We start from the raw sequence: 22,660 nt of genomic DNA, 5'->3' as shown, positions 1-22,660 counted from the left end.
GGTGGTCAGCCCTCCGAAGGGGCGAGGCGCTTGAGCTCCGCCTCGGTCGAGTTGAGCAGGTCGATCCAGGACGCCTCGAACTTCTCGACACCCTCGTCCTCGAGGAGCTGGACGACGTCGTCGTAGGAGATCCCGAGCTTCGCGACGCCGTCGAGCTCGGCACGCGCCTGCTCGTAGGTGCCGGCGATGGTGTTGCCCGTGATCTGTCCGTGGTCCGCGGTGGCGTCCAGGGTGGCCTCGGGCATGGTGTTCACCGTGCCGGGGGCGACCAGGTCGTCGACGTACAGGGTGTCCTTGTACGCGGGGTCCTTGACACCGGTCGAGGCCCACAGCGGGCGCTGCTTGTTGGCGTGCGCCTTGTCCAGGGCGGCCCAGCGGTCCGACGGCTGTGTCGATTCGTCGGCGGAGCCGAACACCTCCTCGTACGCCTGGTAGGCGAGCCGGGCGTTGGCGAGTGCCGCCTTGCCCTTGAGCGCCTTGGCCTCGTCGGTGCCGATCGCGTCGAGCCGCTTGTCGATCTCGGTGTCCACGCGGGACACGAAGAACGAAGCCACCGAGTGGATCTTGGACAGGTCCAGGCCCGCGGCCTTCGCCTTCTCCAGACCCGCCAGGTAGGCGTCCATGACCTCGCGGTAGCGCTCCAGCGAGAAGATCAGCGTGACGTTGACGCTGATGCCCTTTCCGATGACCTCGGTGATCGCCGGGAGACCGGCCTTCGTCGCCGGGATCTTGATGAGCGTGTTGGGCCGGTCCACCAGCCAGGCCAGCTGCTTGGCCTCGGCGACGGTGGCGTCGGTGTGGTGGGCCAGCCGCGGGTCGACCTCGATGGAGACCCGGCCGTCCTGGCCGTCCGTGGCGTCGTAGACCGGACGCAGGATGTCCGCGGCGTCCCGCACATCGGCCGTCGTGATCATGCGGACGGCCTCGTCGACGGTGACCTTGCGGGTGGCGAGGTCGGCGAGCTGCTGCTCGTATCCATCCCCACTCCCGGCTGCGCCCGAGCGGGGAGACCCCACTCCGTGCGAGATCGCCTTCTGGAAGATCGACGGGTTGGTGGTGACGCCCACGACGTGCTGCTGGTCGATCAGCTCGGCGAGGTTGCCCGAGGTGATCCGCTTGCGCGACAGGTCATCGAGCCAGATCGCCACGCCCTCGTCGGAGAGGCGCTTGAGTGCGTCTGTCATGAGAATTGCATCTCCTACTTGTCGTATAACGGCGTCAGCGCGTGGCGGCGGCGAGAGATTCCCGCGCGGCGGCGGCGACGTGCTCGCCGGTGAACCCGAACTCACGGAAGAGGACCTTGGCGTCGGCCGAGGCACCGAAGTGCTCCAGCGAGACGATCCGGCCGGCGTCTCCGACGTACCGGTGCCAGGTCAGACCGATACCGGCCTCGACCGCGACCCGGGCCTTCACGGACGGCGGCAGAACGCTGTCCTTGTACGCCTGGTCCTGCTCCTCGAACCACTCGACCGACGGCATCGAGACCACCCGGGTCGGGATGCCGGCCGCCTGCAGCTCCTCGCGCGCCTCGACGGCGAGGTGCACCTCGGAGCCCGTACCGATGAGGAGGACCTGGGCGTCGCCGCCCTCGGCCTCGAAGAGCACGTAGCCGCCCTTGGCCGCGTCCTCGTTCGCCTCGTACGTCGGCACGCCCTGGCGGGTCAGCGCCAGGCCGTGCGGGGCTCCCTTGCCGAACACCTTGGTGTAGCGGCGCAGGATCTCGCGCCAGGCGACGGCGGTCTCGTTCGCGTCGGCCGGGCGGACGATGTTCAGGCCCGGGATGGCACGCAGCGAGGCCAGGTGCTCCACCGGCTGGTGGGTCGGGCCGTCCTCGCCGAGACCGATGGAGTCGTGCGTCCACACGTAGGTCACCGGCAGGTGCATCAGCGCGGACAGACGCACGGCGTTGCGCATGTAGTCGGAGAACACCAGGAAGGTGCCGCCGTAGATACGGGTGTGGCCGTGCAGCGCGATGCCGTTCATGGCGGCGGCCATGGCGTGCTCGCGGATGCCGAAGTGGATCGTGCGGCCGTACGGGTCCGCGCCCGGCAGCGGGTTGCCCGCCGGGAGGAACGACGACGTCTTGTCGATCGTCGTGTTGTTCGAGCCCGCCAGGTCGGCGGAGCCGCCCCACAGCTCGGGGACGATCTCGCCGAGAGCCTGGAGCACCTTGCCGGAGGCGGCACGGGTGGCGACGCTGTGGCCCGGCTCGAAGACCGGGAGCCTGTCCTCCCACCCCGTGGGCAGCTCGCCCGCGGAGATCCGGTCGAACTCGGCGGCGCGCTCCGGGTTGGCGGTGCGCCACGCGGCGAGGGACTTCTCCCACTCGGCCTTGGCCTCGCGGCCGCGGTCCAGCGCCTCACGGGTGTGGGAGATGACCTCGTCGGAGACCTCGAAGGACTTCTCCGGGTCGAAGCCGAGGACCTTCTTCGTCGCGGCGACCTCTTCGTCACCGAGTGCCGAGCCGTGCGAGGCCTCGGTGTTCTGGGCGTGCGGGGCGGGCCAGGCGATGATCGAGCGGGCCGCGATGAACGACGGGCGCTCGGTCTCGGCCTTGGCGGCCTGCAGCGCCGCGTACAGACCCGCGGGGTCCAGGTCGCCGCTGGGCAGCTGGTCGACGCGCTGGACGTGCCAGCCGTACGCCTCGTACCGCTTCAGGGTGTCCTCGGAGACCGCGGTCTCCGTGTCGCCCTCGATGGAGATGTGGTTGTCGTCCCACAGCAGGACCAGGTTGCCGAGCTTCTGGTGCCCGGCCAGCGAGGACGCCTCCGCGGAGATGCCCTCCTGGAGGCAGCCGTCGCCCGCGATGACCCAGATCATGTGGTCGAACGGGGAGGTGCCGGGGGCCGCCTCCGGGTCGAACAGGCCGCGCTCGTAACGGGCGGCCATCGCCATGCCCACCGCGTTGGCGACACCCTGGCCCAGCGGGCCCGTGGTCGTCTCGACGCCGGTGGTGTGGCCGTACTCCGGGTGACCGGGAGTCTTCGAGCCCCAGGTACGGAAGGCCTTGAGGTCATCGAGCTCCAGGCCGTACCCGGCCAGGTAGAGCTGGATGTAGAGGGTCAGGCTGCTGTGCCCCGCGGAGAGCACGAACCGGTCGCGACCGGTCCACTCCGCGTCGGCGGGGTCGTGCCGCATCACCTTCTGGAAGAGGGTGTACGCGGCGGGAGCCAGGCTCATCGCCGTGCCCGGGTGGCCGTTTCCGACCTTCTGTACGGCGTCGGCGGCAAGGACGCGGACAGTATCCACGGCCCGCTGGTCCAATTCGGTCCACTGGAGGTCTGTGGTGGTCGGCTTGGTGCTCACCCTGAGTCAGGGCTCCTCTCCACTGTTGTAAACCGGTGACTGGTGACCGCACCGGGCGCTGTCGAGCCTACCCCCGTCGGAACGTGCATTTTCCGGCTGCTTTCCAGGGTGCGGGTGGTCCGCGGAGTTCGCCTCCCGTATGAGCGCGACGGCTCACTTCTGGGCCCTCCGATGAGCGCGTCCGACCCCGTCCGAGCCCTCCGATGAGCGTGTCCTTCCACTTATGTGCCACCCGGTGAGCGAGGCCCCTCATATGCCACTTTGATGAGCACGTCCCTTTACCTCTGCGCCACTTCAACACGACCCCACCCCCGCGAAGGGCGGCCTGTCCCCAACGTCTACAGTGGTCTGGTTCGCGCAAGTCTTTACTGGGCCTTCACGCCCGGAGCTTGCTGGGATTTCTCTGTCAGGGGTGTGCGTGACGGCCGTCGAGTCCCGACCCGCAGGGGTCGCCTTGACTCCCAGCCCAGGGGGCCATCGCCCGTTCGGGGCCCGTGTCAAGGCATTCGTGGCGTTGACCAAGCCTCGGATCATCGAGCTGTTGCTGATCACCACTGTTCCGGTGATGTTCCTTGCCGCTCAGGGTGTACCCGATCTGTGGCTCGTTCTCACTACCACCATCGGGGGATATCTCTCCGCGGGCGGTGCCAACGCGCTGAATATGTACATCGACCGCGACATCGACGCGTTGATGGACCGTACGTCGCAGCGTCCGCTGGTCACCGGAATGGTGAGCCCGCGTGAGTGCCTGGCCTTCGGTATCGCCCTCGCGGTGATCTCCACGGTCTGGTTCGGACTGCTGGTCAACTGGCTGTCGGCGGCGCTGTCGCTCGGTGCGCTGCTCTTCTACGTCGTCGTCTACACGATGCTGCTGAAGCGCCGCACCTCGCAGAACATCGTCTGGGGCGGCATCGCGGGCTGCATGCCGGTCCTCATCGGCTGGTCCGCCGTGACCAACTCGATGTCCTGGGCCGCGGTCATCCTCTTCGCCGTCATCTTCTTCTGGACGCCGCCGCACTACTGGCCGCTGTCGATGAAGGTGAAGGACGACTACGCCCGCGTCGGTGTCCCGATGCTCCCGGTCATCGCCTCCAACCGGGTGGTGGCCCGCCAGATCGTCGTCTACAGCTGGGTGATGGTGGCGGTCTCGCTGTTGCTCACCCCGCTCGGCTACACCGGCTGGTTCTACACGGCGGTGGCGCTGCTGACCGGCGGGTTCTGGCTCTGGGAGGCCCACGGCCTGCTCCACCGGGCCAAGGCCGGGGTGACCGGCGGGAAGCTCAAGGAGATGCGGCTGTTCCACTGGTCGATCACCTATGTCTCGCTGCTCTTCGTCGCCGTGGCGGTCGACCCCTTCCTGAGGTAGTCCCGCTTCACCGACACCTGCCGACGGGCGGGGCACGTGGCCCAGGCCACGTGCCCCGCCCGTCGCACGTTGATCTACCCGTCGGTAGCATCTTGAGTATGGCAGAGACGGCAGAGACCCAGGTGGAGAGCGGCAAGCAGGCGGCCCGCGCGGAGCGCAGGGCGGCGAAGCTCGCCAAGCAGATCGGTGCCTTCGCCAAGGCGCACGGCGGTGCGGAGGGACAGCTCGCCTACATCGGGCAGCTGGGCACCCGCATCGTTCTCGTGGGCGAGGACGGCGGCTGGGGCGATCTGGTCGCCCCGTCGTACGCGGTCGCCGAGAGCGCCGCTCGGAAGGCCGGGATCACGATGCACGAGTCCTTCGACGGGGAGTTCGCCGCGAAGGTCCGCACCGGCCCGTACGAGTGGACGCGGATGGCCGGCATTCAGGTCGGCGGTCCGGCGAACAAGGCGTGACCTCACGGGCCCTCAAGCAGACGGGCCCTCATACATACGTCGAAACGTCGATCGCCGGACGGCCTGATGCACAGGCCCGTCCGGCGATCGACGTATGTATGAGGGGCGTCCGCCCGGGCGCCCGCCGTTATCCCCCGCTCAGCCCGCCGTGACCGGCTCCGGCTGCTCGGCGGAGGGGCCGGGCGCCGCGTCGACGTCCACCGGGCGCTCCCGCAGTGACAGCAGCACCCGCACGACCGCGATCCACACGAGGCACGAGCCGAACATGTGCAGTCCGACCAGTACTTCCGGCGTGTCGGTGAAATATTGCACGTACCCGACAAGCCCCTGCCCCAGCAGCACCAGGAAGAGATCACGGGTGCGGTGCAGCGGGCCGATCGGCGCGTCCACGGCCTTCAGTACGAACCAGAGGGCGACGGTCAGCGCCACCACGGCCCAGGCCAGATCGGCGTGCAGCTGCGTGATCATCTTCCAGTCGATCGGAATGCGGTGGACGTCGCTGGAGTCACCCGCGTGCCGTCCGGCGCCGGTGACGACCGTGCCGACCGCGATCAGCAGCCCCGCCACGACCGCGAGCAGCCAGGTCAGCTGGGACACCGCCTTGCCCACCAGCGGCCGGGGCGCCGCGTCGCCCTCACGGACCCGCTGCCACGTCACCATCGCGACGGTGAGCAGTGCCGTGGAGAGCAGGAAGTGCGCCGCGACGGTGTACGGGTTGAGGCCGACCAGTACCACGATGCCGCCGAGCACCGCGTTGCCCATGACCACCCAGAACTGCACCCAGCCGAGCCGGGTGAGACCGCGCCGCCAGGGCTTCGCGGACCGGGCGGCGATGATCGCCCACCCGACGGCCGCGCACAGGACGTACGTCAGCATCCGGTTGCCGAACTCGATGGCGCCGTGGAAGCCCATCGCGCTCGTCGCCGTGAGGCTCTCGTCGGTGCACTTGGGCCAGGTCGGGCAGCCCAGGCCGGAGCCCGTCAGCCGTACGGCGCCGCCGGTCACGACGATGATCACGGCCATGACGACGGCCGACATGGCCGCACGGCGGACCGTGCGGGGGGACGGAGTCCATCGCTCGGCGATGTAGGGGAGCGGGTTCCGCACGGCTTGAGCGACTTCGGCTCGGGTCAGCTTAGGCACGCGCACCATCGTAGGCGGCGGCTTGTGCAAGCTTTCACGAGGGGGACGAGTTACCCGAAACGTCGACGGAGCGCATCCGCGGGCTCACTTCCGGCGGAGGGAATCTCACTCCCAGCGGAAGAACTTCGCCGCCGCGCCCAGCCCGAGCACCGCCCACACCGCGAGGATGCCGAGGTCGCTCCACGGCATCGACGCGCCGTGCTGCAGTACGTCGCGCAGCCCGTCCGACAGGGCCGCGATCGGCAGCAGCCCCAGCGCCGACTGGACCGCGTCCGGGAACTTCTCCAGCGGCACGATGACGCCGCCGCCGACCAGCAGCAGCAGGAAGACCAGATTGGCCGCGGCGAGCGTCGCCTCCGCCTTCAGCGTCCCGGCCATCAGCAGCCCGAGCCCGGAGAAGGCCGCGGTGCCGAGCACGAGCAGCATCAGGACGGCGAACGGGTTGCCGTGCGGCGACCAGCCCAGCGCGAACGCGATGACCGTCAGCAGTACCACCTGCAGTACCTCGGTGACCAGCACGGAGAGAGTCTTGGCGGTCATCAGGGCCCAGCGGGGCAGCGGCGAGGCACCGAGCCGCTTGAGCACCCCGTACCGCCGCTCGAAGCCGGTGGCGATGGCCTGGCCGGTGAAGGCCGTCGACATCACGGCGAGCGCGAGGATACCGGGCGCCAGGAAGTCCACTGATTTGCCCGCGGCCCCCATCGTCTCAGTGGGCACAGCCACGATGTCGACCGCGCTGAACAGCACCAGCAGCAGCGTCGGGATGATCACGGTCAGCAGCAGCTGCTCGCCGTTGCGCAGCAGCATCCGCGTCTCCAGCGCGGTCTGCGTGGTGATCATGCGGGACAGCGGGGCGGCGCCCGGCCGCGGGGTGTACGTACCGGCGCTCATGCGCGCAGCTCCTTGCCGGTCAGTTCCAGGAAGACGTCCTCCAGAGTGTGCCGCTCCACGGAGATGCCGGACGGCATCACGTCGTGCTGCGCGCACCAGGAGGTGACGGCGGCCAGCAACTGCGGGCCGACGTCGCCGGTGATGCGGTACGTGCCCGGGGTGAGCTCGGCCGCCTCCGTGCCGTCGGGCAGCACCTTCAGCAGGGAGCCGAGGTCGAGACCGGGGCGGCCGGTGAAGCGCAGGGTGTTCTCGGCGCCGCCGCGGCAGAGCGTCTCCGGGCTGCCCTGGGCGATGACCTTGCCCGCGTCGATGACAGCGACGTCGTCGGCGAGCTCCTCGGCCTCGTCCATGAAGTGCGTGGTCAGGACGGTGGACACGCCATCGGCGCGCAGCTCCCGTACGAGATCCCAGGTGGAGCGGCGGGCCTGCGGGTCGAGGCCGGCGGTCGGCTCGTCCAGGAAGACCAGCTCGGGGCGGCCGACGACGGCCATCGCCAGGGCGAGCCGCTGCTGCTGGCCGCCGGAGAGCCGGCGGTAGGCCGTCCGGCCGCAGCTGCCGAGGCCGAGGCGCTCGATCAGGGCGTCGACGTCCAGCGGATGGGCATGGAGTTTCGCCATGTGGCGGAGCATCTCGTCGGCGCGCGCCCCGGAGTAGACGCCGCCCGACTGGAGCATCACGCCGATCCGGGGGCGGAGCCGCGCGGCGTCGGCGACCGGATCGAGGCCGAGGACCCGTACCGTCCCGCCATCCGGACGGCGGTAGCCCTCGCAGGTTTCTATGGTGGTGGTCTTGCCGGCGCCGTTGGGGCCGAGGACGGCGGTGACCGCGCCGGTGCGTACACACAGGTCGAGGCCGTCCACAGCGGTCTTGGGGCCGTACCGCTTTACCAGGCCACGGACCTGTACGACGGACTCGCTCTTCATGGCCGGTAAGTCTAGGCAGGGGCGGGAAACGCCCGTGTCCCGGGGGCGCATTAGGTGACCCTAAGTGATGAACCGCACCGTAGATCGTTCCGGACCGTGGTTGTCAGGGCGAGATGAATTACGCAACAATGGCGTTGTGAAATACGTTGGCGAGGTTCCGCAGGAGGAACTCGCGACCGGAGAGCGCTCGACGCGCAACCGTGTCGCGCGCTCCATCCTGGACCACGGCCCGTCCACGGTTGCCGAGCTGGCCACGCGCCTGGGCCTGACCCAGGCCGCGGTACGCCGCCATCTCGACGCCCTCGTCTCCGACGGTGTCGTCGAGGCCCGCGAACAGCGGGTGTACGGCGCGCGGACCCGGGGCCGCCCGGCCAAGGTGTTCGCCCTCACCGACTGCGGGCGGGACGCCTTCGACCAGTCCTACGACAAGCTCGCCGCGGACGCGCTGCGCTGGATCGCCGAGACCTCGGGCGACGAGGCGGTCGTCGCTTTCGCCCGGGCCAGGATCGCGGCCCAGTCCGAGGCGTACCGCGCGGCGGTCGAGGCCGCGGACCCGGAGGCGCGGACCAAGGCCTTGGCCAAGGCCTTGTCGGCCGACGGGTACGCTGCTACCGCGCGTAGCGCGCCCGGCCCGCAGCAGGGCGAGCAGCTGTGCCAGCACCACTGCCCGGTCGCCCATGTCGCCGAGCAGTACCCGCAGCTGTGCGAGGCGGAGACGGAGTTCTTCTCCAGCCTCCTCGGGACCCATGTGCAGCGTCTGGCCACCATCGCCCACGGCGACGGTGTGTGTACGACGTACATTCCGCGCAGCGGCCACGCAGCACCACAGACCACCCATTCAGTATCTGCAAGCACGGCCGGGAGGAACCCCGCATGACGCTCCCCACGGAGACTGCCCACCCTGAGCTCGAGGGTCTGGGCACGTACGAATTCGGCTGGGCCGACTCCGACGCGGCAGGCGCCGCAGCCAAGCGCGGGCTCTCCGAGGATGTCGTCCGCGACATCTCGGCGAAGAAGAACGAGCCCGAGTGGATGCTGAAGCTGCGCCTGAAGGGCCTCAGGCTCTTCGACAAGAAGCCCATGCCGAACTGGGGTTCCGACCTGTCGGGCATCGACTTCGACAACATCAAGTACTTCGTTCGGTCCACGGAGAAGCAGGCGGAGTCCTGGGAGGACCTGCCCGAGGACATCAAGAACACCTACGACAAGCTCGGCATCCCGGAGGCGGAGAAGCAGCGCCTGGTCGCCGGTGTCGCTGCGCAGTACGAGTCCGAGGTCGTCTACCACCAGATCCGTGAGGACCTGGAGGAGCAGGGCGTCATCTTCCTCGACACCGACACCGCGCTGAAGGAGCACCCGGAGCTCTTCAAGGAGTACTTCGGCACCGTCATCCCGGTCGGCGACAACAAGTTCGCCTCGCTGAACTCGGCCGTGTGGTCCGGTGGCTCGTTCATCTACGTCCCCAAGGGTGTCCGCGTCGACATCCCGCTGCAGGCCTACTTCCGTATCAACACGGAGAACATGGGCCAGTTCGAGCGGACGCTGATCATCGTCGACGAGGACGCCTACGTCCACTACGTCGAGGGCTGCACCGCGCCGATCTACTCCTCCGACTCGCTGCACTCCGCGGTCGTCGAGATCATCGTGAAGAAGGGCGGCCGCTGCCGCTACACGACGATCCAGAACTGGTCGAACAACGTCTACAACCTGGTCACCAAGCGCGCCGTGGCCTACGAGGGCGCCACCATGGAGTGGGTCGACGGCAACATCGGCTCCAAGGTCACCATGAAGTACCCGGCCGTCTACCTGATGGGCGAGCACGCCAAGGGCGAGACCCTGTCCATCGCCTTCGCGGGCGAGGGCCAGCACCAGGACGCCGGCGCCAAGATGGTCCACATGGCGCCGAACACCTCCTCCAACATCGTCTCCAAGTCGGTGGCGCGAGGCGGTGGCCGTACCTCCTACCGCGGTCTGATCGAGATCGGCGAGGGCGCGCCGGGCGCGAAGTCCAACGTGCTCTGTGACGCGCTGCTGGTCGACACCATCTCGCGCTCCGACACCTACCCCTACGTCGACGTCCGCGAGGACGACGTGTCGATGGGGCACGAGGCAACCGTCTCCAAGGTCTCCGAGGACCAGCTCTTCTACCTGATGAGCCGCGGTCTGACGGAGTTCGAGGCGATGGCGATGATCGTGCGCGGCTTCGTCGAGCCGATCGCGAAGGAGCTGCCGATGGAGTACGCACTTGAGCTCAACCGGCTGATCGAGCTGCAGATGGAGGGTTCGGTCGGCTAGCACGGCCGGACGACCGAACTCCCCGACTTTTGACAGAGAAAGCGAGCACTACGACAGCCATGGCTGAGGCTCAGAACTCCCCCACTCTCGGCTCCGCTCGAGCGGGGGGGCCCCCTCCGGCGGGGTCCACCACCACCGGGGCCATCGCGGTGGCCGCCGAGTCGACCGTCGCCACGCGCATGAGCGCGCCCCCGTCCTACGACGTCGCGGACTTCCCGGTCCCGCACGGCCGCGAGGAGGAGTGGCGGTTCACGCCGCTGGAGCGGCTGCGCGGACTGCACGACGGCACGGCCGTCGCCACCGGCGGCGCCGTGAAGGTCGCGATCGAGGCCCCCGAGGGCGTCACGGTCGAGACCGTCGGCCGCGACGACTCCCGGCTCGGGAGGGCCGGCACCCCGGTGGACCGCGTCGCCGCCCAGGCGTACACGTCCTTCGAGCAGGCGTCCGTCGTCACGGTCGCCAAGGAGGCCGTGCTCACCGAGCCGATCCGCATCGCGGTGCACGGCGAGGGCGGCGTGGCCTACGGCCACCAGGTCGTCGAGCTGGGTGCCTTCGCCGAGGCCGTCGTCGTCATCGACCACACCGGTGACGCGGTGCTCGCCGCCAACGTGGAATACGTCCTCGGTGACGGCGCGAAGCTCACCGTCGTCTCCGTGCAGGACTGGGACGAGACCGCGGTCCACGTCGGCCAGCACAACGCGCTGGTCGGCCGGGACGCCTCGTTCAAGTCGATCGTCGTCACCTTCGGCGGTGACCTGGTCCGTCTCCACCCGCGTGTCAGCTACGCGGGCACCGGCGGCGAGGCCGAGCTCTTCGGCCTGTACTTCACCGACAAGGGCCAGCACCAGGAGCACCGCCTCCTGGTCGACCACAACACCCCGCACTGCAAGTCCAACGCCGCCTACAAGGGCGCGCTCCAGGGCGACGGCGCACACGCGGTGTGGATCGGTGACGTCCTCATCCAGGCCAGGGCCGAGGGCACCGACACCTACGAGATGAACCGCAACCTCGTCCTGACGGACGGTGCGCGGGTCGACTCGGTGCCGAACCTGGAGATCGAGACCGGTGAGATCGTGGGCGCCGGCCATGCCTCCGCGACCGGCCGTTTCGACGACGAGCAGCTCTTCTACCTGATGTCCCGCGGCATCGCGGCCGGGGAGGCCCGCCGCCTCGTCGTACGCGGCTTCTTCGCCGAGCTCGTCCAGCAGATCGGCCTGCCGGACGTCGAGGCGCGGCTGCTCGACAAGATCGAGACCGAGCTGAAGGCTTCCGTCTGATGGCCTTCGTCAAAGCCTGTGCGCTGAGTGAGCTGGAGGACGACACCCCGAAGCGGGTGGAGCTCGACGGCGTCCCGGTGTCCGTCGTCCGCACCGAGGGCGAGGTGTTCGCGATCAACGACATCTGCTCGCACGCGAACGTCTCCCTGTCCGAGGGAGAGGTCGAGGACTGCATGATCGAGTGCTGGCTGCACGGCTCCAGCTTCGACCTCCGCACCGGCAAGCCGTCCAGCCTTCCCGCGACGCGCCCCGTCCCCGTATACCCCGTCAAGATCCAAGGGGACGATGTGCTCGTCTCCGTCACCCAGGAGTCCTGAGTCACCCATGGCAACGCTTGAAATCCGCGACCTGCACGTCTCCGTCGAGGCCGACAACGCCACGAAGGAGATCCTCAAGGGCGTCGACCTGATCGTGAAGCAGGGCGAGACCCACGCCATCATGGGCCCCAACGGGTCCGGCAAGTCCACCCTCGCGTACTCCCTCGCAGGTCACCCCAAGTACACGATCACCAGCGGTTCGGTGACCCTGGACGGCGAGGACGTCCTGGAGATGACCGTCGACGAGCGCGCCCGCGCCGGTCTGTTCCTCGCGATGCAGTACCCGGTCGAGATCCCCGGTGTCTCGGTCTCCAACTTCCTGCGCACCTCCGCCACCGCCGTCCGCGGCGAGGCGCCCAAGCTGCGTACCTGGGTGAAGGAGGTCAAGGAGACGATGGGCCGGCTCCACATGGACCCGGCGTTCGCCGAGCGCAACGTCAACGAGGGCTTCTCCGGCGGTGAGAAGAAGCGCCACGAGATCCTCCAGCTGGAGCTCCTGAAGCCGAAGGTCGCGATCCTCGACGAGACCGACTCCGGTCTGGACGTCGACGCCCTGCGCATCGTCTCCGAGGGCGTCAACCGGGTCCGCGAGACCGGCGAGGTCGGCACCCTGCTGATCACGCACTACACGCGGATCCTCCGCTACATCAAGCCCGACTTCGTGCACGTCTTCGCCAACGGCCGCATCGCCGAGTCCGGCGGCGCCGAACTTGCCGACAAGCTGGAGAACGAGGGCTACGAGGCATATGTGAAGGGTGGCGCTTCCGCGTGACACAGCTGCCGGGCCTCCTCGACACCGAGTCGATCCGCAAGGACTTCCCCCTCCTGGACCGTACGGTCCACGACGGGAAGAAGGTCGTCTACCTGGACAGTGCGGCGACGTCGCAGAAGCCGCGCCAGGTCCTCGATGCCCTCAACGAGTACTACGAGCGGCACAACGCCAACGTGCACCGCGGCGTGTACACGATCGCGGAGGAGGCCACGGCGCTGTACGAAGGCGCCCGTGACAAGATCGCCGCGTTCATCAACGCGCCCAGCCGCAACGAGGTGATCTTCACCAAGAACGCCTCCGAGTCGCTCAACCTCGTGGCCAACATGCTCGGCTGGGCCGATGAGCCCTACCGGGTGGACCACGAAACCGAGATCGTCACCACGGAGATGGAGCACCACTCCAACATCGTGCCGTGGCAGCTGCTCTCGCAGCGCACCGGCGCGAAGCTGAAGTGGTTCGGCATCACCGACGACGGCCGCCTCGACCTGTCCAACATCGACGAGATCATCACGGAGAAGACGAAGATCGTCACCTTCACCCTGGTCTCCAACATCATGGGCACGATCAACCCGGTCGAGAAGATCATCCGCCGCGCCCAGCAGGTCGGCGCGCTGGTCTGCATCGATGCCTCGCAGGCCGCCCCGCACATGGTGCTCGACGTGCAGGCGCTGCAGGCCGACTTCGTGGCCTTCACCGGTCACAAGATGGTCGGCCCGACCGGCATCGGCGTGCTCTGGGGACGGCAGGAGCTCCTGGAGGACCTGCCGCCGTTCCTCGGTGGCGGCGAGATGATCGAGACCGTGTCGATGCACTCGTCGACGTACGCCCCCGCGCCGCACAAGTTCGAGGCCGGTACGCCCCCGATCGCGCAGGCCGTCGGCCTCGGCGCGGCCGTGGACTACCTGTCGGCGATCGGCATGGAGAAGATCTACCAGCACGAGCACGCGATCACCCAGTACGCGGTGAAGCGGCTCCTGGAGGTCCCGGACCTCAGGATCATCGGTCCTGCGACGGCCGAGGACCGCGGCGCCACGATCTCCTTCACGCTCGGCGACATCCACCCGCACGACGTGGGCCAGGTGCTCGACGAGCAGGGCATCGCGGTCCGGGTCGGACACCACTGTGCCCGGCCGGTCTGCCTGAGGTTCGGAATTCCTGCGACGACGCGAGCGTCGTTCTACCTGTACTCCACGCCCGCCGAGGTCGACGCCCTGGTGGACGGACTGGAACACGTACGGAACTTTTTCGGTTAATACGCAGAGCGGCTGAGGGTTGACTGGTGAAGCTTGATTCCATGTACCAGGAAGTGATCCTGGACCACTACAAGCACCCCCACGGGCGTGGCCTGCGGGACGGCGACGCCGAGGTGCACCACGTCAACCCGACGTGCGGCGACGAGATCACTCTCCGGGTGAAGTACGACGGCGAGACCATCGCCGATGTGTCGTACGAGGGTCAGGGCTGCTCCATCAGCCAGGCCAGCGCATCCGTGCTCAACGACCTGCTGGTCGGCAAGGAACTGGGCGAGGCGCAGAAGATCCAGGAGACCTTCCTGGAGCTGATGCAGTCGAAGGGCCAGCTGGAGCCGGACGACGCGATGGAGGAGGTACTGGAGGACGCGGTCGCGTTCGCCGGTGTCTCGAAGTACCCGGCCCGGGTCAAGTGCGCGCTATTGAGCTGGATGGCGTGGAAGGACGCGACGGCGAAAGCGCTGTCCGAAGGGAAGACGGCATGAGCGACAACACGGTGACATCCAACGAGGAGCTCACGACCAAGCCGGCCTCCGAGGAGGAGGTCCGCGAGGCCCTGTACGACGTCGTCGACCCCGAGCTGGGCATCGACGTCGTCAACCTGGGCCTGATCTACGGCATCCATATCGATGACGCCAACATCGCCACCCTCGACATGACCCTGACGTCCGCGGCCTGCCCGCTGACCGATGTCATCGAGGACCAGGCGAAGTCCGCGACCGACGGCATCGTCAGCGAGCTGCGGATCAACTGGGTCTGGATGCCGCCGTGGGGCCCGGACAAGATCACGGACGACGGGCGCGAGCAGCTGCGCGCGCTCGGCTTCAACGTCTGAGGCATCACCGACGAACGGCCCCCGGCGTCTGCCGGGGGCCGTTCGTCGGTGTTCGTCCGCCGTACGCGTGATGTGTGTCCGGGGTTGGCGAGGGAACGGGAATCCGAACGCGACCCCACGCCGACGAGAGGCTCGCTGTGCTGCATCAGCCAGCTGATCACGGACGCCGGATCGGCCGATCTGTACGGGGACGGCACGGAGGCCAAGGATCTCGACCACGCCGAGTGGAGGAAGTCCCGGGCCACCTGGTTCACCGTCGGCAGCTGACGGACCGGGCGCCTTCGCGATTCGAGATGGTCAACGGCCATGCCCGCCAGGCAGACTTGCGGGCATGGCCGTTTCCTTTTACAGCATCGTCGTCGACGCCCACGATCTTCCGTCGCTCGCCCGCTTCTGGTGCCAAGTGCTCGACTGGAAGGTGCTCTTCGAGGCCGACGACGAGATCGTCATCGGCGCCGACAAGTCCGCGGTTCCCGGGATCACCTTCGTCCCTGTGCCGGAGAGGAAGACGCTCAAGAACCGGCTGCACATCGACCTCGCCCCCGATGACCAGGTCGCCGAGGTCGAGCGCATCATCGGGCTCGGGGCGCGGCGGGTCGAGATCGGGCAGCAGGCGGATGTGAGCTGGGTGGTGCTGGCGGACCCCGAGGGCAACGAGTTCTGTGTGCTGAGTCCGAAGAACTCGCTCGTCGACTGAGCGACCCCAGGGCGGGGCGACGGCCCGGTAGCGGTCCTGAACGTCGTTGTGGGCGGTCCCTGCCGCGGCTCGACAAGGGAGAGGCGGGTCACATTCCGTCGTGTCACATCTGCCGGGCTGTTTCCGTCAGAGAGGTGTAACCGCCAACAACGGCAAAGGAGTGCACCATGGATGCTCGCTTGAACCTCTTCGCCAACCCGGTCGCGGCCGGGGCACTGAAGCACATCGTCTCGGCGGGCAAGGTGATCGGGGAATCGAAGCTGCCGGCCGCGACGCGGGAGCTGGTGCTGCTCCGTGCCAGTCAGATCAATGGCTGCGGCTTCTGCGTCGACATGCACAGCAAGGACGCGGCGCACGCCGGGGAGACGTCGCTGCGTCTCAACCTGGTCGCGGCCTGGCGGGAGGCCAAGGTATTCACCGATGCCGAGCGCGCTGCCCTGGAACTCGCGGAGCAGGGCACCCGCATCGCCGACGGGGCCGGTGGTGTCAGTGACGAGGTCTGGGCGAATGCTGCCAAGCACTATGACGAGGAGCAGCTCGGCACCCTGGTGTCGCTCATCGCCCTCATCAACGCCTTCAACCGCGTGAACGTCATCACCCAGCAGCCCGCCGGCGACTACCAGCCCGGCCAGTTCGGATAACCAGGGGTGGCCGGGACCGCCGACTCGGTCCGGTACCGGAGCAGCAGACGCCCCGGGCGCCGTTCGCCGGGGTCCGGGGCGTCGTGCTGGACCGTTCGGCGGTCCGGCTGATCAGTACGCCTGGGTGCCGTACGGGGGCGGCGGCGGGGTGGCCGCCGCCTCGGCGAGGGCCGGACCCAGGTTCTCCGTACGGATGCGCCGGTCGACGTAGAGGAGCCCGGTCACCAGCTGCGGGAACGTTGTCGAGACGAGCTGTCCGATCAGCTGCCCCAGCGCCATGATCACCAGATAGCCGCTCATGGCGAAGACGATCGAGGCGGGGTTCGGGTCGTCGGCCAGGGTCGAGCCGCCGATGACACCGGAGAACATGCCGAGGAACGAGAACGGGATCTGGATGACGTAGTTCGCCACGGCCGCCATGAGGAAGGCCAGCAGGGTGATCCCGAAGACCCGCCACCAGTCGCCGCGCACCAGTTGCGACGAGCGGCGCAGTCCCTCCACCGGGCGCTGCCCCTCGAAGACCACAGCCGAGGGGGCCAGGCAGAACTTCACCCAGAGCCAGGCCGCCAGGGGCGCGGTGGCCAGGGCTCCCAGGAGGCCGAGCGAGGTCCACAGCACGGTGCCGGACCCGTGCGAGAGAGTGGTGGCGCCGATCATGATCGCGATGAAGCCGATCATCGCGAGCACCATCGGGATCATCGCGATCAGGGTGGACAGGATCACCGTTCCGATCACCGCCGGCACGCGGGCCCAGGCCCGGCGCCAGATCACGGCGAAGGTGGTCGGCCTGCCCAGGACCGCTTCCTGCAGGATCGCGGGAACGGTCGCGTACATCATGGCCGTACCGACCATGAACGCGACCATCGCGACCAGCCAGACGGCGCCGAAGCCGATCACCAGCGGCACCACGTCCGCCGACGTCGGATCCTCCTCGGCGCTGAGCGAGACGACGTGGCGCAGATGGTCACCGGTCGCGGAGTACGCGATCAGGGCAGCCGCCCCCACGATCACCAGCGCCCCGCCGTACACGGCCGCACCTATGCCGAACAACTGCTTCCAGTAGCGCCCCATCGCGCTGAAGGCGCCGCCGAGTATGTCCCCGAGCTTCAGGGGCATCAGCGGTATCACCCCCGGCTTCGGCGGTGGCATCCAGCCGCCCCATCCCGGTGGCCCCGGGGGTCCTCCGTACGGTGCTCCGCCGCCCCACCCTGCGTCCTGCGCCACTGCTGCTCCGTTGTGTGTCGTCGTCCTGTGTGCTGGTCGGGACACCGTAGCGTCCCGCATGGCGCGAAACCGCCGTACCGTGGCGCGAGCGGCGATGCGTACACTCGTACACATGGGTTATGGACTGCTTGCCGCGGCGATCGCGGCCGAGGTGGCCGGTACGACGGCCATGAAATACAGCGAGGGCTTCACCCGGCTCTGGCCCTCGCTGATCACCGTCGCGGGCTATCTCATCGCCTTCGCCCTGCTCGCCCAGACGCTGAAGACGCTGTCCATGGGCACCGCCTATGCCATCTGGGCCGGGATCGGCACCGCCGCGATCGCCGCCATCGGCATCCTCTTCATGGGGGAGTCCGGCAACCTGGTCAAGCTGGCGGGCATAGCGCTGGTCATCGCCGGAGTGGTGGTGCTGAACCTGGGAGGGGCCCACTGATGACACGCCGTTACGACCCCGAGCGGCGCGGCCGCATCATCGACGCCGCGATCCGGGTGGTCGGTGCCAAGGGCATCGCGGGGCTCAGCCACCGCTCCGTCGCGGCCGAGGCCGATGTGCCGCTCGGCTCGACGACGTATCACTTCGCCTCGCTGGACGAGCTGTTGATCGCGGCGCTGCGCCGGTCGAACGAGAACTTCGCGGAGGTCATGCGGGCGAGCGAGGCCCTGACCGATCCGGCCGTCGACCTCGCCGGGGAACTGGCCGGGCTGCTGGGGGAGTACTTCTCCGGCGGGCGCGGGCGGGCCGAGCTGGAGTACGAGCTCTACCTCGCCGCGCTGCGCAGACCCGCGCTGCGACCGGTCGCCGCCGAGTGGACCGACGGCACGGCCGAGCTGCTGTCCCGGCGGACCGATCCGGCCACGGCGCGGGCGCTGGTCGCGCTCATGGACGGGATCTGTCTGCAGGTGCTGCTCACCGGTGGGGAGTACGACGAGGCGTACGCGCGGGAGATGCTGGGGCGCCTCGTCGGCTGACGGGCCGGTGCCACTCGGGCGTCACGCGCCGGGCAGGCCCGCCCCTCGGATCGCCGTCAGGGCCGCCTGCGCGCTCGCCTCGATGTCCGTGATCGGGTACAGCACCTCGCGGACCGTCCGGTTCCGGTCCACCACCAGCGTCAGCCGCTTCAGCCGGCTCGTCCCTGCCGCGCGGAACGTCGGCAGTCGCAGAGCCGCCGTCAGTTCCAGCTCCGCGTCGGACAGCAGGGGGAAGCGCAGCCGCTCCGCGTCCGCGAACGCCCGTTGCTCGTCCGGGCGTTGGGTGGACACCCCGTGCACGGTCGCGCCCGCCGCCGTGAACTCGGCCAGCTGGTCGCGGTACGTACAGGATTCGAGGGTGCAGCCGCTCGCGCCCGGGATCTGCGCCCACCCCGGCGGATAGGCGTCCCGGCGGGCGTAGGCGCCGGGGAAGCAGTACAGGACGGTGTACGGGGTGTCGGCGACCGGATCGCGCGGCACACCGTCGTGGTCGAGCAGTCGAAGCTCGGGCAGGCGGGTGCCCACCAGGGCGTGCACCCGGGCCGCCTCCTTCGACGCCTCGGCGGCCGTTGCCGTCATCTCCCCGTCTCCCATCACCCAGCTGTCGCCCCAGTCCTGGAGCGCGATCAGCACGGGCAGCAGTGCGCGTCCGCGCCGGGTGAGCCGGTACTCGTACCGGGGTGGCCGGTCCTGGTACGGCTCCCGGGACAGCACTCCCGCGTCGACCAGCAGCCGCAGCCGCTCGGTCAGCACCTTGCGGGACACGCCCAGCTCCTCCTGGAGCGCGTCGAAGCGGTGCACCCCGCGCGCCGTGTCCCGCACGATCAGCAGGGTCCACCAGTCGCCGACGACATCGAGTGCCTGGGCGATCGCGCAGTCGGCGTCGGCCAGGCTGGTGCGCTGGGGCATGGGCTCCTCCGGCGGTCTGCCGCTGCCGTCTCTTACCTGATTGACCTGCAGTCAAGCATGATGCCATAGTCCGTTCCCAAGAGGAACTTACTGGGAGGGTGCTGCTGATGAGGTTCTTCGGGATCGTGCGGGACGTACCGCGCACGGTACGGCTGCTGGCCTTCGGCTCCTTCCTCAACGGGGTCGTCAGCTTCACCTTCGTCTTTCTCTTCGTCTATCTGACCGGCCCGCGCGGGCTGACCGTCCCGCAGGCCGGAGTGATCGCGGGCATCGGCGGCATCGGCCTCGTCGCGGGGAACTTCACCGGCGGCTGGTTCGGCGATCACTACGGCCACCGCCGGATGCTGCTGACCGGTGCGCTGGTCAGCGGGACGGCGCTGGCCACCCTGCCCATCCTGCCGGTCGTCGCGATGTACGGGGTGCTGCCGCTCGCGCAGTACGCGGCAGGTGTGGTGCGCGCCGCCAACTCCGCCCTCGTCGCCGTCTCCGTCCCCGAGGGCGGCCGGCGCCAGAGCTTCGCCCTCGTGCGGGCCGGGAGCAACGCCGCGTTCGCCGTCGGCCCGCCGCTCGGCGCGCTGATCGCCGCCCGCTTCTCGTACGACTGGCTCTTCGTCGCCGACGGCCTCGGGACGCTGTTCTTCGCCGGATACGCGGCGACGGTGCTCCCGGCGCACGGCACCGCACACAGCCGGCCGGTGCGCGCGCCGGGCGCACCCGGGCTGTGGCGGGAGCTGCGGGCCAGGCCCGCGGTGCTGGTCCTGCTCGCCTCGATCCTCTGCGTCGACCTCGTCTACCGCCAGCAGTACTCGACCCTGCCCGTCTTCCTGACCGAGCACGGCCACAGCGCCCAGTTCTACGGCTGGCTGCTCTCCATCAACGGCGGCCTCATCCTCCTGCTGGAACTCCCCGCGGCCCACGCCCTGCGCCGACGCGCGCCGCTGGGCATCGTGGGCGCCGGGCTGCTGCTGGTGGGACTGGGCTACGCGGTGCTGATCCCGGGGGCAGGGGCGCTGTTCGCCGTCACGATGATGGCCTCGCTGACGGCGGGCGAGATCCTCTACAAGACCACCGCGACGGCGTACGTCGCCGATCAGGCCCCCGCCCATGCCCAGGGCCGCTTCCAGAGCCTGTACGCGGGCGCCTCCATCAGCGGGCAGGTGCTGGCACCACCGCTCGGCGGCGCCCTCTACGCCGCCGCGCCCGAACTGCTCTGGCCGGCCTGCGCGGTGCTGGCGGGCAGTGCGGGGGCGGCGGTGCTGGCGGCGCGGCGGCTGGGCGGACCCGCGGCGGTGGCGGCGCGCGCGGAGGAACCCGTACCGGCACCCGAGCGGCAGACGCAGCCCGGCTGAGCGGGTGGCCGGGGCTCCCGGGGCGCGTGCGCGACCACCCGGCGAGACCGGTTGGCAACGACGGCGCCCCGCCGGTTAGGTTTCGTGTCATGACCGACACGACTCCTGCTCGCACCACCGGCGCCGTCGCCGCCGGCCTCGCCACCATCGCCGGCGACGGTTCCGTTCTCGACACCTGGTTCCCCGCCCCCGAGCTCACCGCCGAGCCGGGCCCGGCCGGAACCGAACGGCTCACCCCCGACCAGGCCGTCGACCTCCTCGGCGACGGCGCCGCCAAGGCCCTCGGTGTGGACGCCCGCCGAGGTGTCGAGATCGTCGCCGTACGTACGGTCATCGCCTCGCTCGACGACAAGCCGCTCGACGCGCACGACGCGTACCTGCGCCTGCACCTGCTCTCGCACCGCCTCGTCCGGCCGCACGGCCAGAACCTGGACGGCCTCTTCGGCCTCCTCGCCAACGTCGCCTGGACCTCGCTCGGCCCGGTCGCCGTGGACGACGTGGAGAGGGTGCGGCTGAACGCCCGCGCCGAGGGCCTGCACCTCCAGGTCACCTCGGTCGACAAGTTCCCCCGGATGACGGACTACGTCGCGCCGAAGGGCGTCCGGATCGCCGACGCCGACCGGGTCAGGCTCGGCGCGCACCTCGCCTCCGGCACCACTGTCATGCACGAGGGCTTCGTCAACTTCAACGCGGGCACCCTCGGCACGTCGATGGTCGAGGGCCGGATCTCCGCGGGTGTCGTCGTCGGCAACGGCTCCGACATCGGCGGCGGCGCCTCCACGATGGGCACCCTCTCCGGCGGCGGCAAGGAGCGCATCGTCATCGGCGAGCGCTGCCTGATCGGTGCCGAGGCCGGTGTCGGGATCGCGCTCGGCGACGAGTGCGTCGTCGAGGCCGGGCTCTACATCACGGCCGGCAGCCGTATCACGATGCCGGACGGGCAGATCGTCAAGGCCCGCGAGCTCTCCGGCGCTTCGAACATCCTCTTCCGCCGCAACTCGGTCACCGGCGCCGTCGAGGCCCGCCCCAACAACGCGGTCTGGGGCGGTCTCAACGACATCCTGCACAGCCACAACTAGCGTGTCGCGGCGAGGAGTTCCTCGTACGCCCGCCGCAGCCCGTCGGTCGCCCCGCGCCCGGCGGGCTGCAGCGGTTCGCGGACCGGCCCGGCGTCGAGCAGTGCCTTCGCCGTGACCGTGCCGGGCAGCCCGGACGCCATCATCAGTTCGGCGAGCGGGACGGTCAGCCGGTTGAGCCGGGCGGCCCCGGCCGTGTCCCCGGCGTCGAAGGCGTCCAGCACCGCCCGCAGCTGCCGGGGTGCCACATTGGCGACCGTGCTGACGTAGCCCGCCGCGCCGACCGCGTACAGCGGCAGGTTCAGTTCCTCGCAGCCCGAGTAGTAGGCCAGCGACGTCGCGCCGATCACCTTCGTCGAGCCGAGCAGGTCGTACGCGCAGTCCTTCACGGCCACGATGCGCGGGTGCTCCGCGAGCCGCAGCAGGGTCTCCGGCTCGATGCGGGTGCCGGTGCGGCCGGGGATGTCGTACAGCATGAGCGGAAGGCCGGTGGCATCGGCGACGCGCCACAAGTGCGCCTCGACGGCGGCCTGCGGCGGTCTGCTGTAGTACGGAGTCACCACCAACAGGCCGTCCGCGCCCGCCTGTTCGGCCTGCCGGGCGAGGGCCACGGTGTGCCGGGTGTCCGGGCTGCCGACCCCGGCGACGATCGGCACGCCGTCGCCGACCGCCGCCCGGACGGCCCGCAGCAGCGCGGTCTTCTCCGCGTCGGAGGTGGTCGGGGACTCGCCGGTGGTGCCACTGAGCACCAGACCGTCGCAGCCGTCGGCGACCAGCGAGGCGGCAAGCTTCCCGGCGGCGTCCGGGTCCAGCGCTCCGGAGGCGGTGAACGGCGTGATCATGGCGCAGAGTGCTCGGCCGAAGGGGGCTACGGGTGCTGTCATTCCCGAAGTGTCGGTCGACCGGACCGTGAAGGTCCACTTAGTTCTGCTTGGGGTGAAGGGGAAGAAACGTTCAACAGTTGT

At 69.4% G+C, this 22,660-nt stretch carries 25 protein-coding genes; 17 read left to right on the top strand and 8 right to left on the bottom strand.

The features are described 5' to 3' along the window. Positions 1–5: 5 nt before the first annotated feature. Both tal and tkt read right to left on the bottom strand, forming a co-directional pair. A complete protein-coding gene (gene tal / locus ACFVV1_RS17325) occupies positions 6–1,184 on the bottom strand; it encodes a transaldolase (RefSeq protein WP_389990043.1) in 1,179 nt (392 codons plus the stop codon). A gap of 34 nt (positions 1,185–1,218) precedes the next feature. Beyond that, positions 1,219–3,306 (bottom strand): transketolase, encoded by a 2,088-nt coding sequence (gene tkt / locus ACFVV1_RS17320; protein ID WP_389990042.1) that lies wholly within the window; start codon positions 3,304–3,306, stop codon positions 1,219–1,221. 412 nt (positions 3,307–3,718) lie between these two features. On the opposite strand from tkt, the gene ACFVV1_RS17315 reads away from it, so the two are divergent. Continuing rightward, entirely contained in the window at positions 3,719–4,672 is a 954-nt protein-coding gene (locus ACFVV1_RS17315; protein WP_389990041.1) for a heme o synthase, read from the top strand. Between the two features lie 98 nt (positions 4,673–4,770). Beyond that, the gene (locus ACFVV1_RS17310; RefSeq protein WP_389990040.1) at positions 4,771–5,127 is read left to right on the top strand and encodes a hypothetical protein; all 357 of its coding nucleotides are present in this window, start codon (positions 4,771–4,773) and stop codon (positions 5,125–5,127) included. Between the two features lie 138 nt (positions 5,128–5,265). Here the strand turns inward: ACFVV1_RS17310 and ACFVV1_RS17305 are convergent, their stop codons facing one another. The 3 genes from ACFVV1_RS17305 to ACFVV1_RS17295 form a co-directional block, all read right to left on the bottom strand. Next, positions 5,266–6,279 carry a heme A synthase gene (locus ACFVV1_RS17305; RefSeq protein ID WP_389990039.1) on the bottom strand — a complete coding sequence of 338 codons (1,014 nt, stop codon included), beginning with the start codon at positions 6,277–6,279 and terminating at the stop codon, positions 5,266–5,268. A 96-nt stretch (positions 6,280–6,375) separates the two neighbouring features. After that, positions 6,376–7,161: an ABC transporter permease gene (locus tag ACFVV1_RS17300; protein ID WP_389990038.1), complete on the bottom strand. Its 786-nt coding sequence runs from the start codon at positions 7,159–7,161 to the stop codon at positions 6,376–6,378. Then, entirely contained in the window at positions 7,158–8,084 is a 927-nt protein-coding gene (locus ACFVV1_RS17295; protein ID WP_389990037.1) for an ABC transporter ATP-binding protein, read from the bottom strand. The genes ACFVV1_RS17300 and ACFVV1_RS17295 overlap by 4 nt, the downstream gene beginning before the upstream one ends. Before the next feature lie 136 nt (positions 8,085–8,220). On the opposite strand from ACFVV1_RS17295, the gene ACFVV1_RS17290 reads away from it, so the two are divergent. The 11 genes from ACFVV1_RS17290 (at position 8,221) to ACFVV1_RS17240 (ending at position 16,168) form a co-directional block, all read left to right on the top strand. After that, positions 8,221–8,961 carry a helix-turn-helix transcriptional regulator gene (locus ACFVV1_RS17290; RefSeq protein ID WP_389990036.1) on the top strand — a complete coding sequence of 247 codons (741 nt, stop codon included), beginning with the start codon at positions 8,221–8,223 and terminating at the stop codon, positions 8,959–8,961. Next, the gene (sufB, locus tag ACFVV1_RS17285; protein WP_093899511.1) at positions 8,958–10,379 is read left to right on the top strand and encodes a Fe-S cluster assembly protein SufB; all 1,422 of its coding nucleotides are present in this window, start codon (positions 8,958–8,960) and stop codon (positions 10,377–10,379) included. Before ACFVV1_RS17290 ends, sufB begins: the two co-directional genes overlap by 4 nt. Before the next feature lie 59 nt (positions 10,380–10,438). Beyond that, a complete protein-coding gene (gene sufD / locus ACFVV1_RS17280; protein ID WP_389990035.1) occupies positions 10,439–11,656 on the top strand; it encodes a Fe-S cluster assembly protein SufD in 1,218 nt (405 codons plus the stop codon). Continuing rightward, complete coding sequence (locus ACFVV1_RS17275) at positions 11,656–11,973, top strand: bifunctional 3-phenylpropionate/cinnamic acid dioxygenase ferredoxin subunit (protein ID WP_389990034.1); 318 nt, start codon at positions 11,656–11,658, stop codon at positions 11,971–11,973. The genes sufD and ACFVV1_RS17275 overlap by 1 nt, the downstream gene beginning before the upstream one ends. A gap of 7 nt (positions 11,974–11,980) precedes the next feature. Further along, positions 11,981–12,745 (top strand): Fe-S cluster assembly ATPase SufC, encoded by a 765-nt coding sequence (sufC, locus tag ACFVV1_RS17270; protein ID WP_389990033.1) that lies wholly within the window; start codon positions 11,981–11,983, stop codon positions 12,743–12,745. Further along, positions 12,742–13,998, top strand: coding sequence for a cysteine desulfurase (locus ACFVV1_RS17265; RefSeq protein WP_389990032.1), 1,257 nt, complete (start codon positions 12,742–12,744; stop codon positions 13,996–13,998). The genes sufC and ACFVV1_RS17265 overlap by 4 nt, the downstream gene beginning before the upstream one ends. 26 nt (positions 13,999–14,024) lie before the next feature. Beyond that, complete coding sequence (sufU, locus tag ACFVV1_RS17260) at positions 14,025–14,480, top strand: Fe-S cluster assembly sulfur transfer protein SufU (protein WP_148834121.1); 456 nt, start codon at positions 14,025–14,027, stop codon at positions 14,478–14,480. Then, a complete protein-coding gene (locus ACFVV1_RS17255) occupies positions 14,477–14,830 on the top strand; it encodes a metal-sulfur cluster assembly factor (protein WP_389990031.1) in 354 nt (117 codons plus the stop codon). Before sufU ends, ACFVV1_RS17255 begins: the two co-directional genes overlap by 4 nt. Before the next feature lie 84 nt (positions 14,831–14,914). Continuing rightward, positions 14,915–15,097: a hypothetical protein gene (locus ACFVV1_RS17250; RefSeq protein WP_389990187.1), complete on the top strand. Its 183-nt coding sequence runs from the start codon at positions 14,915–14,917 to the stop codon at positions 15,095–15,097. A gap of 64 nt (positions 15,098–15,161) precedes the next feature. Continuing rightward, positions 15,162–15,527, top strand: a complete 366-nt coding sequence (locus ACFVV1_RS17245) for a VOC family protein (protein WP_389990030.1) — start codon at positions 15,162–15,164, stop codon at positions 15,525–15,527. Positions 15,528–15,694: 167 nt separating this feature from the next. Beyond that, positions 15,695–16,168 (top strand): carboxymuconolactone decarboxylase family protein, encoded by a 474-nt coding sequence (locus tag ACFVV1_RS17240; RefSeq protein WP_389990029.1) that lies wholly within the window; start codon positions 15,695–15,697, stop codon positions 16,166–16,168. Between the two features lie 111 nt (positions 16,169–16,279). Here the strand turns inward: ACFVV1_RS17240 and ACFVV1_RS17235 are convergent, their stop codons facing one another. Beyond that, positions 16,280–17,284: a hypothetical protein gene (locus ACFVV1_RS17235; RefSeq protein WP_389990028.1), complete on the bottom strand. Its 1,005-nt coding sequence runs from the start codon at positions 17,282–17,284 to the stop codon at positions 16,280–16,282. Positions 17,285–17,504: 220 nt separating this feature from the next. Between ACFVV1_RS17235 and ACFVV1_RS17230 the strand changes: the two genes are divergently transcribed. Both ACFVV1_RS17230 and ACFVV1_RS17225 read left to right on the top strand, forming a co-directional pair. After that, the gene (locus ACFVV1_RS17230; RefSeq protein ID WP_266745506.1) at positions 17,505–17,825 is read left to right on the top strand and encodes a multidrug efflux SMR transporter; all 321 of its coding nucleotides are present in this window, start codon (positions 17,505–17,507) and stop codon (positions 17,823–17,825) included. Beyond that, positions 17,825–18,361 carry a TetR/AcrR family transcriptional regulator gene (locus ACFVV1_RS17225; RefSeq protein ID WP_389990027.1) on the top strand — a complete coding sequence of 179 codons (537 nt, stop codon included), beginning with the start codon at positions 17,825–17,827 and terminating at the stop codon, positions 18,359–18,361. Before ACFVV1_RS17230 ends, ACFVV1_RS17225 begins: the two co-directional genes overlap by 1 nt. 21 nt (positions 18,362–18,382) lie before the next feature. Here the strand turns inward: ACFVV1_RS17225 and ACFVV1_RS17220 are convergent, their stop codons facing one another. Continuing rightward, positions 18,383–19,270 carry a winged helix-turn-helix transcriptional regulator gene (locus tag ACFVV1_RS17220; RefSeq protein ID WP_389990026.1) on the bottom strand — a complete coding sequence of 296 codons (888 nt, stop codon included), beginning with the start codon at positions 19,268–19,270 and terminating at the stop codon, positions 18,383–18,385. Positions 19,271–19,377: 107 nt separating this feature from the next. Here ACFVV1_RS17220 and ACFVV1_RS17215 point away from each other — a divergent pair, with 107 nt between their 5' ends. Further along, positions 19,378–20,619 (top strand): MFS transporter, encoded by a 1,242-nt coding sequence (locus ACFVV1_RS17215; RefSeq protein ID WP_389990025.1) that lies wholly within the window; start codon positions 19,378–19,380, stop codon positions 20,617–20,619. An 89-nt stretch (positions 20,620–20,708) separates the two neighbouring features. Then, entirely contained in the window at positions 20,709–21,698 is a 990-nt protein-coding gene (gene dapD, locus ACFVV1_RS17210) for a 2,3,4,5-tetrahydropyridine-2,6-dicarboxylate N-succinyltransferase (RefSeq protein WP_389990024.1), read from the top strand. On the opposite strand, the gene dapA is transcribed toward dapD, so the two are convergent. Beyond that, positions 21,695–22,579 carry a 4-hydroxy-tetrahydrodipicolinate synthase gene (dapA, locus tag ACFVV1_RS17205; protein ID WP_389990023.1) on the bottom strand — a complete coding sequence of 295 codons (885 nt, stop codon included), beginning with the start codon at positions 22,577–22,579 and terminating at the stop codon, positions 21,695–21,697. The genes dapD and dapA overlap by 4 nt on opposite strands. Between the last annotated feature and the right edge of the window lie 81 nt (positions 22,580–22,660).

It is taken from the genome of Streptomyces sp. NPDC058092, assembly GCF_042884935.1.
GTDB lineage: Bacteria > Actinomycetota > Actinomycetes > Streptomycetales > Streptomycetaceae > Streptomyces.
This window is presented reverse-complemented; position numbering and strand designations above follow the sequence as displayed.

What these genes read in the sequence shown, in the direction of transcription:
- sufD (WP_389990035.1), top strand. Translation starts at nt 10,439, where the DNA reads ATGGCTGAGGCTCAGAACTCCCCCACTCTCGGCTCCGCTCGAGCGGGG.
- tal (WP_389990043.1), bottom strand. Translation starts at nt 1,184, where the DNA reads ATGACAGACGCACTCAAGCGCCTCTCCGACGAGGGCGTGGCGATCTGG.
- ACFVV1_RS17215 (WP_389990025.1), top strand. Translation starts at nt 19,378, where the DNA reads ATGAGGTTCTTCGGGATCGTGCGGGACGTACCGCGCACGGTACGGCTG.
- ACFVV1_RS17220 (WP_389990026.1), bottom strand. Translation starts at nt 19,270, where the DNA reads ATGCCCCAGCGCACCAGCCTGGCCGACGCCGACTGCGCGATCGCCCAG.
- ACFVV1_RS17240 (WP_389990029.1), top strand. Translation starts at nt 15,695, where the DNA reads ATGGATGCTCGCTTGAACCTCTTCGCCAACCCGGTCGCGGCCGGGGCA.
- ACFVV1_RS17275 (WP_389990034.1), top strand. Translation starts at nt 11,656, where the DNA reads ATGGCCTTCGTCAAAGCCTGTGCGCTGAGTGAGCTGGAGGACGACACC.
- ACFVV1_RS17225 (WP_389990027.1), top strand. Translation starts at nt 17,825, where the DNA reads ATGACACGCCGTTACGACCCCGAGCGGCGCGGCCGCATCATCGACGCC.
- ACFVV1_RS17300 (WP_389990038.1), bottom strand. Translation starts at nt 7,161, where the DNA reads ATGAGCGCCGGTACGTACACCCCGCGGCCGGGCGCCGCCCCGCTGTCC.
- sufB (WP_093899511.1), top strand. Translation starts at nt 8,958, where the DNA reads ATGACGCTCCCCACGGAGACTGCCCACCCTGAGCTCGAGGGTCTGGGC.
- ACFVV1_RS17305 (WP_389990039.1), bottom strand. Translation starts at nt 6,279, where the DNA reads ATGGTGCGCGTGCCTAAGCTGACCCGAGCCGAAGTCGCTCAAGCCGTG.
- ACFVV1_RS17295 (WP_389990037.1), bottom strand. Translation starts at nt 8,084, where the DNA reads ATGAAGAGCGAGTCCGTCGTACAGGTCCGTGGCCTGGTAAAGCGGTAC.
- ACFVV1_RS17245 (WP_389990030.1), top strand. Translation starts at nt 15,162, where the DNA reads ATGGCCGTTTCCTTTTACAGCATCGTCGTCGACGCCCACGATCTTCCG.
- sufC (WP_389990033.1), top strand. Translation starts at nt 11,981, where the DNA reads ATGGCAACGCTTGAAATCCGCGACCTGCACGTCTCCGTCGAGGCCGAC.
- ACFVV1_RS17235 (WP_389990028.1), bottom strand. Translation starts at nt 17,284, where the DNA reads ATGCCCCTGAAGCTCGGGGACATACTCGGCGGCGCCTTCAGCGCGATG.
- dapD (WP_389990024.1), top strand. Translation starts at nt 20,709, where the DNA reads ATGACCGACACGACTCCTGCTCGCACCACCGGCGCCGTCGCCGCCGGC.
- ACFVV1_RS17255 (WP_389990031.1), top strand. Translation starts at nt 14,477, where the DNA reads ATGAGCGACAACACGGTGACATCCAACGAGGAGCTCACGACCAAGCCG.
- ACFVV1_RS17230 (WP_266745506.1), top strand. Translation starts at nt 17,505, where the DNA reads ATGGGTTATGGACTGCTTGCCGCGGCGATCGCGGCCGAGGTGGCCGGT.
- ACFVV1_RS17310 (WP_389990040.1), top strand. Translation starts at nt 4,771, where the DNA reads ATGGCAGAGACGGCAGAGACCCAGGTGGAGAGCGGCAAGCAGGCGGCC.
- dapA (WP_389990023.1), bottom strand. Translation starts at nt 22,579, where the DNA reads ATGACAGCACCCGTAGCCCCCTTCGGCCGAGCACTCTGCGCCATGATC.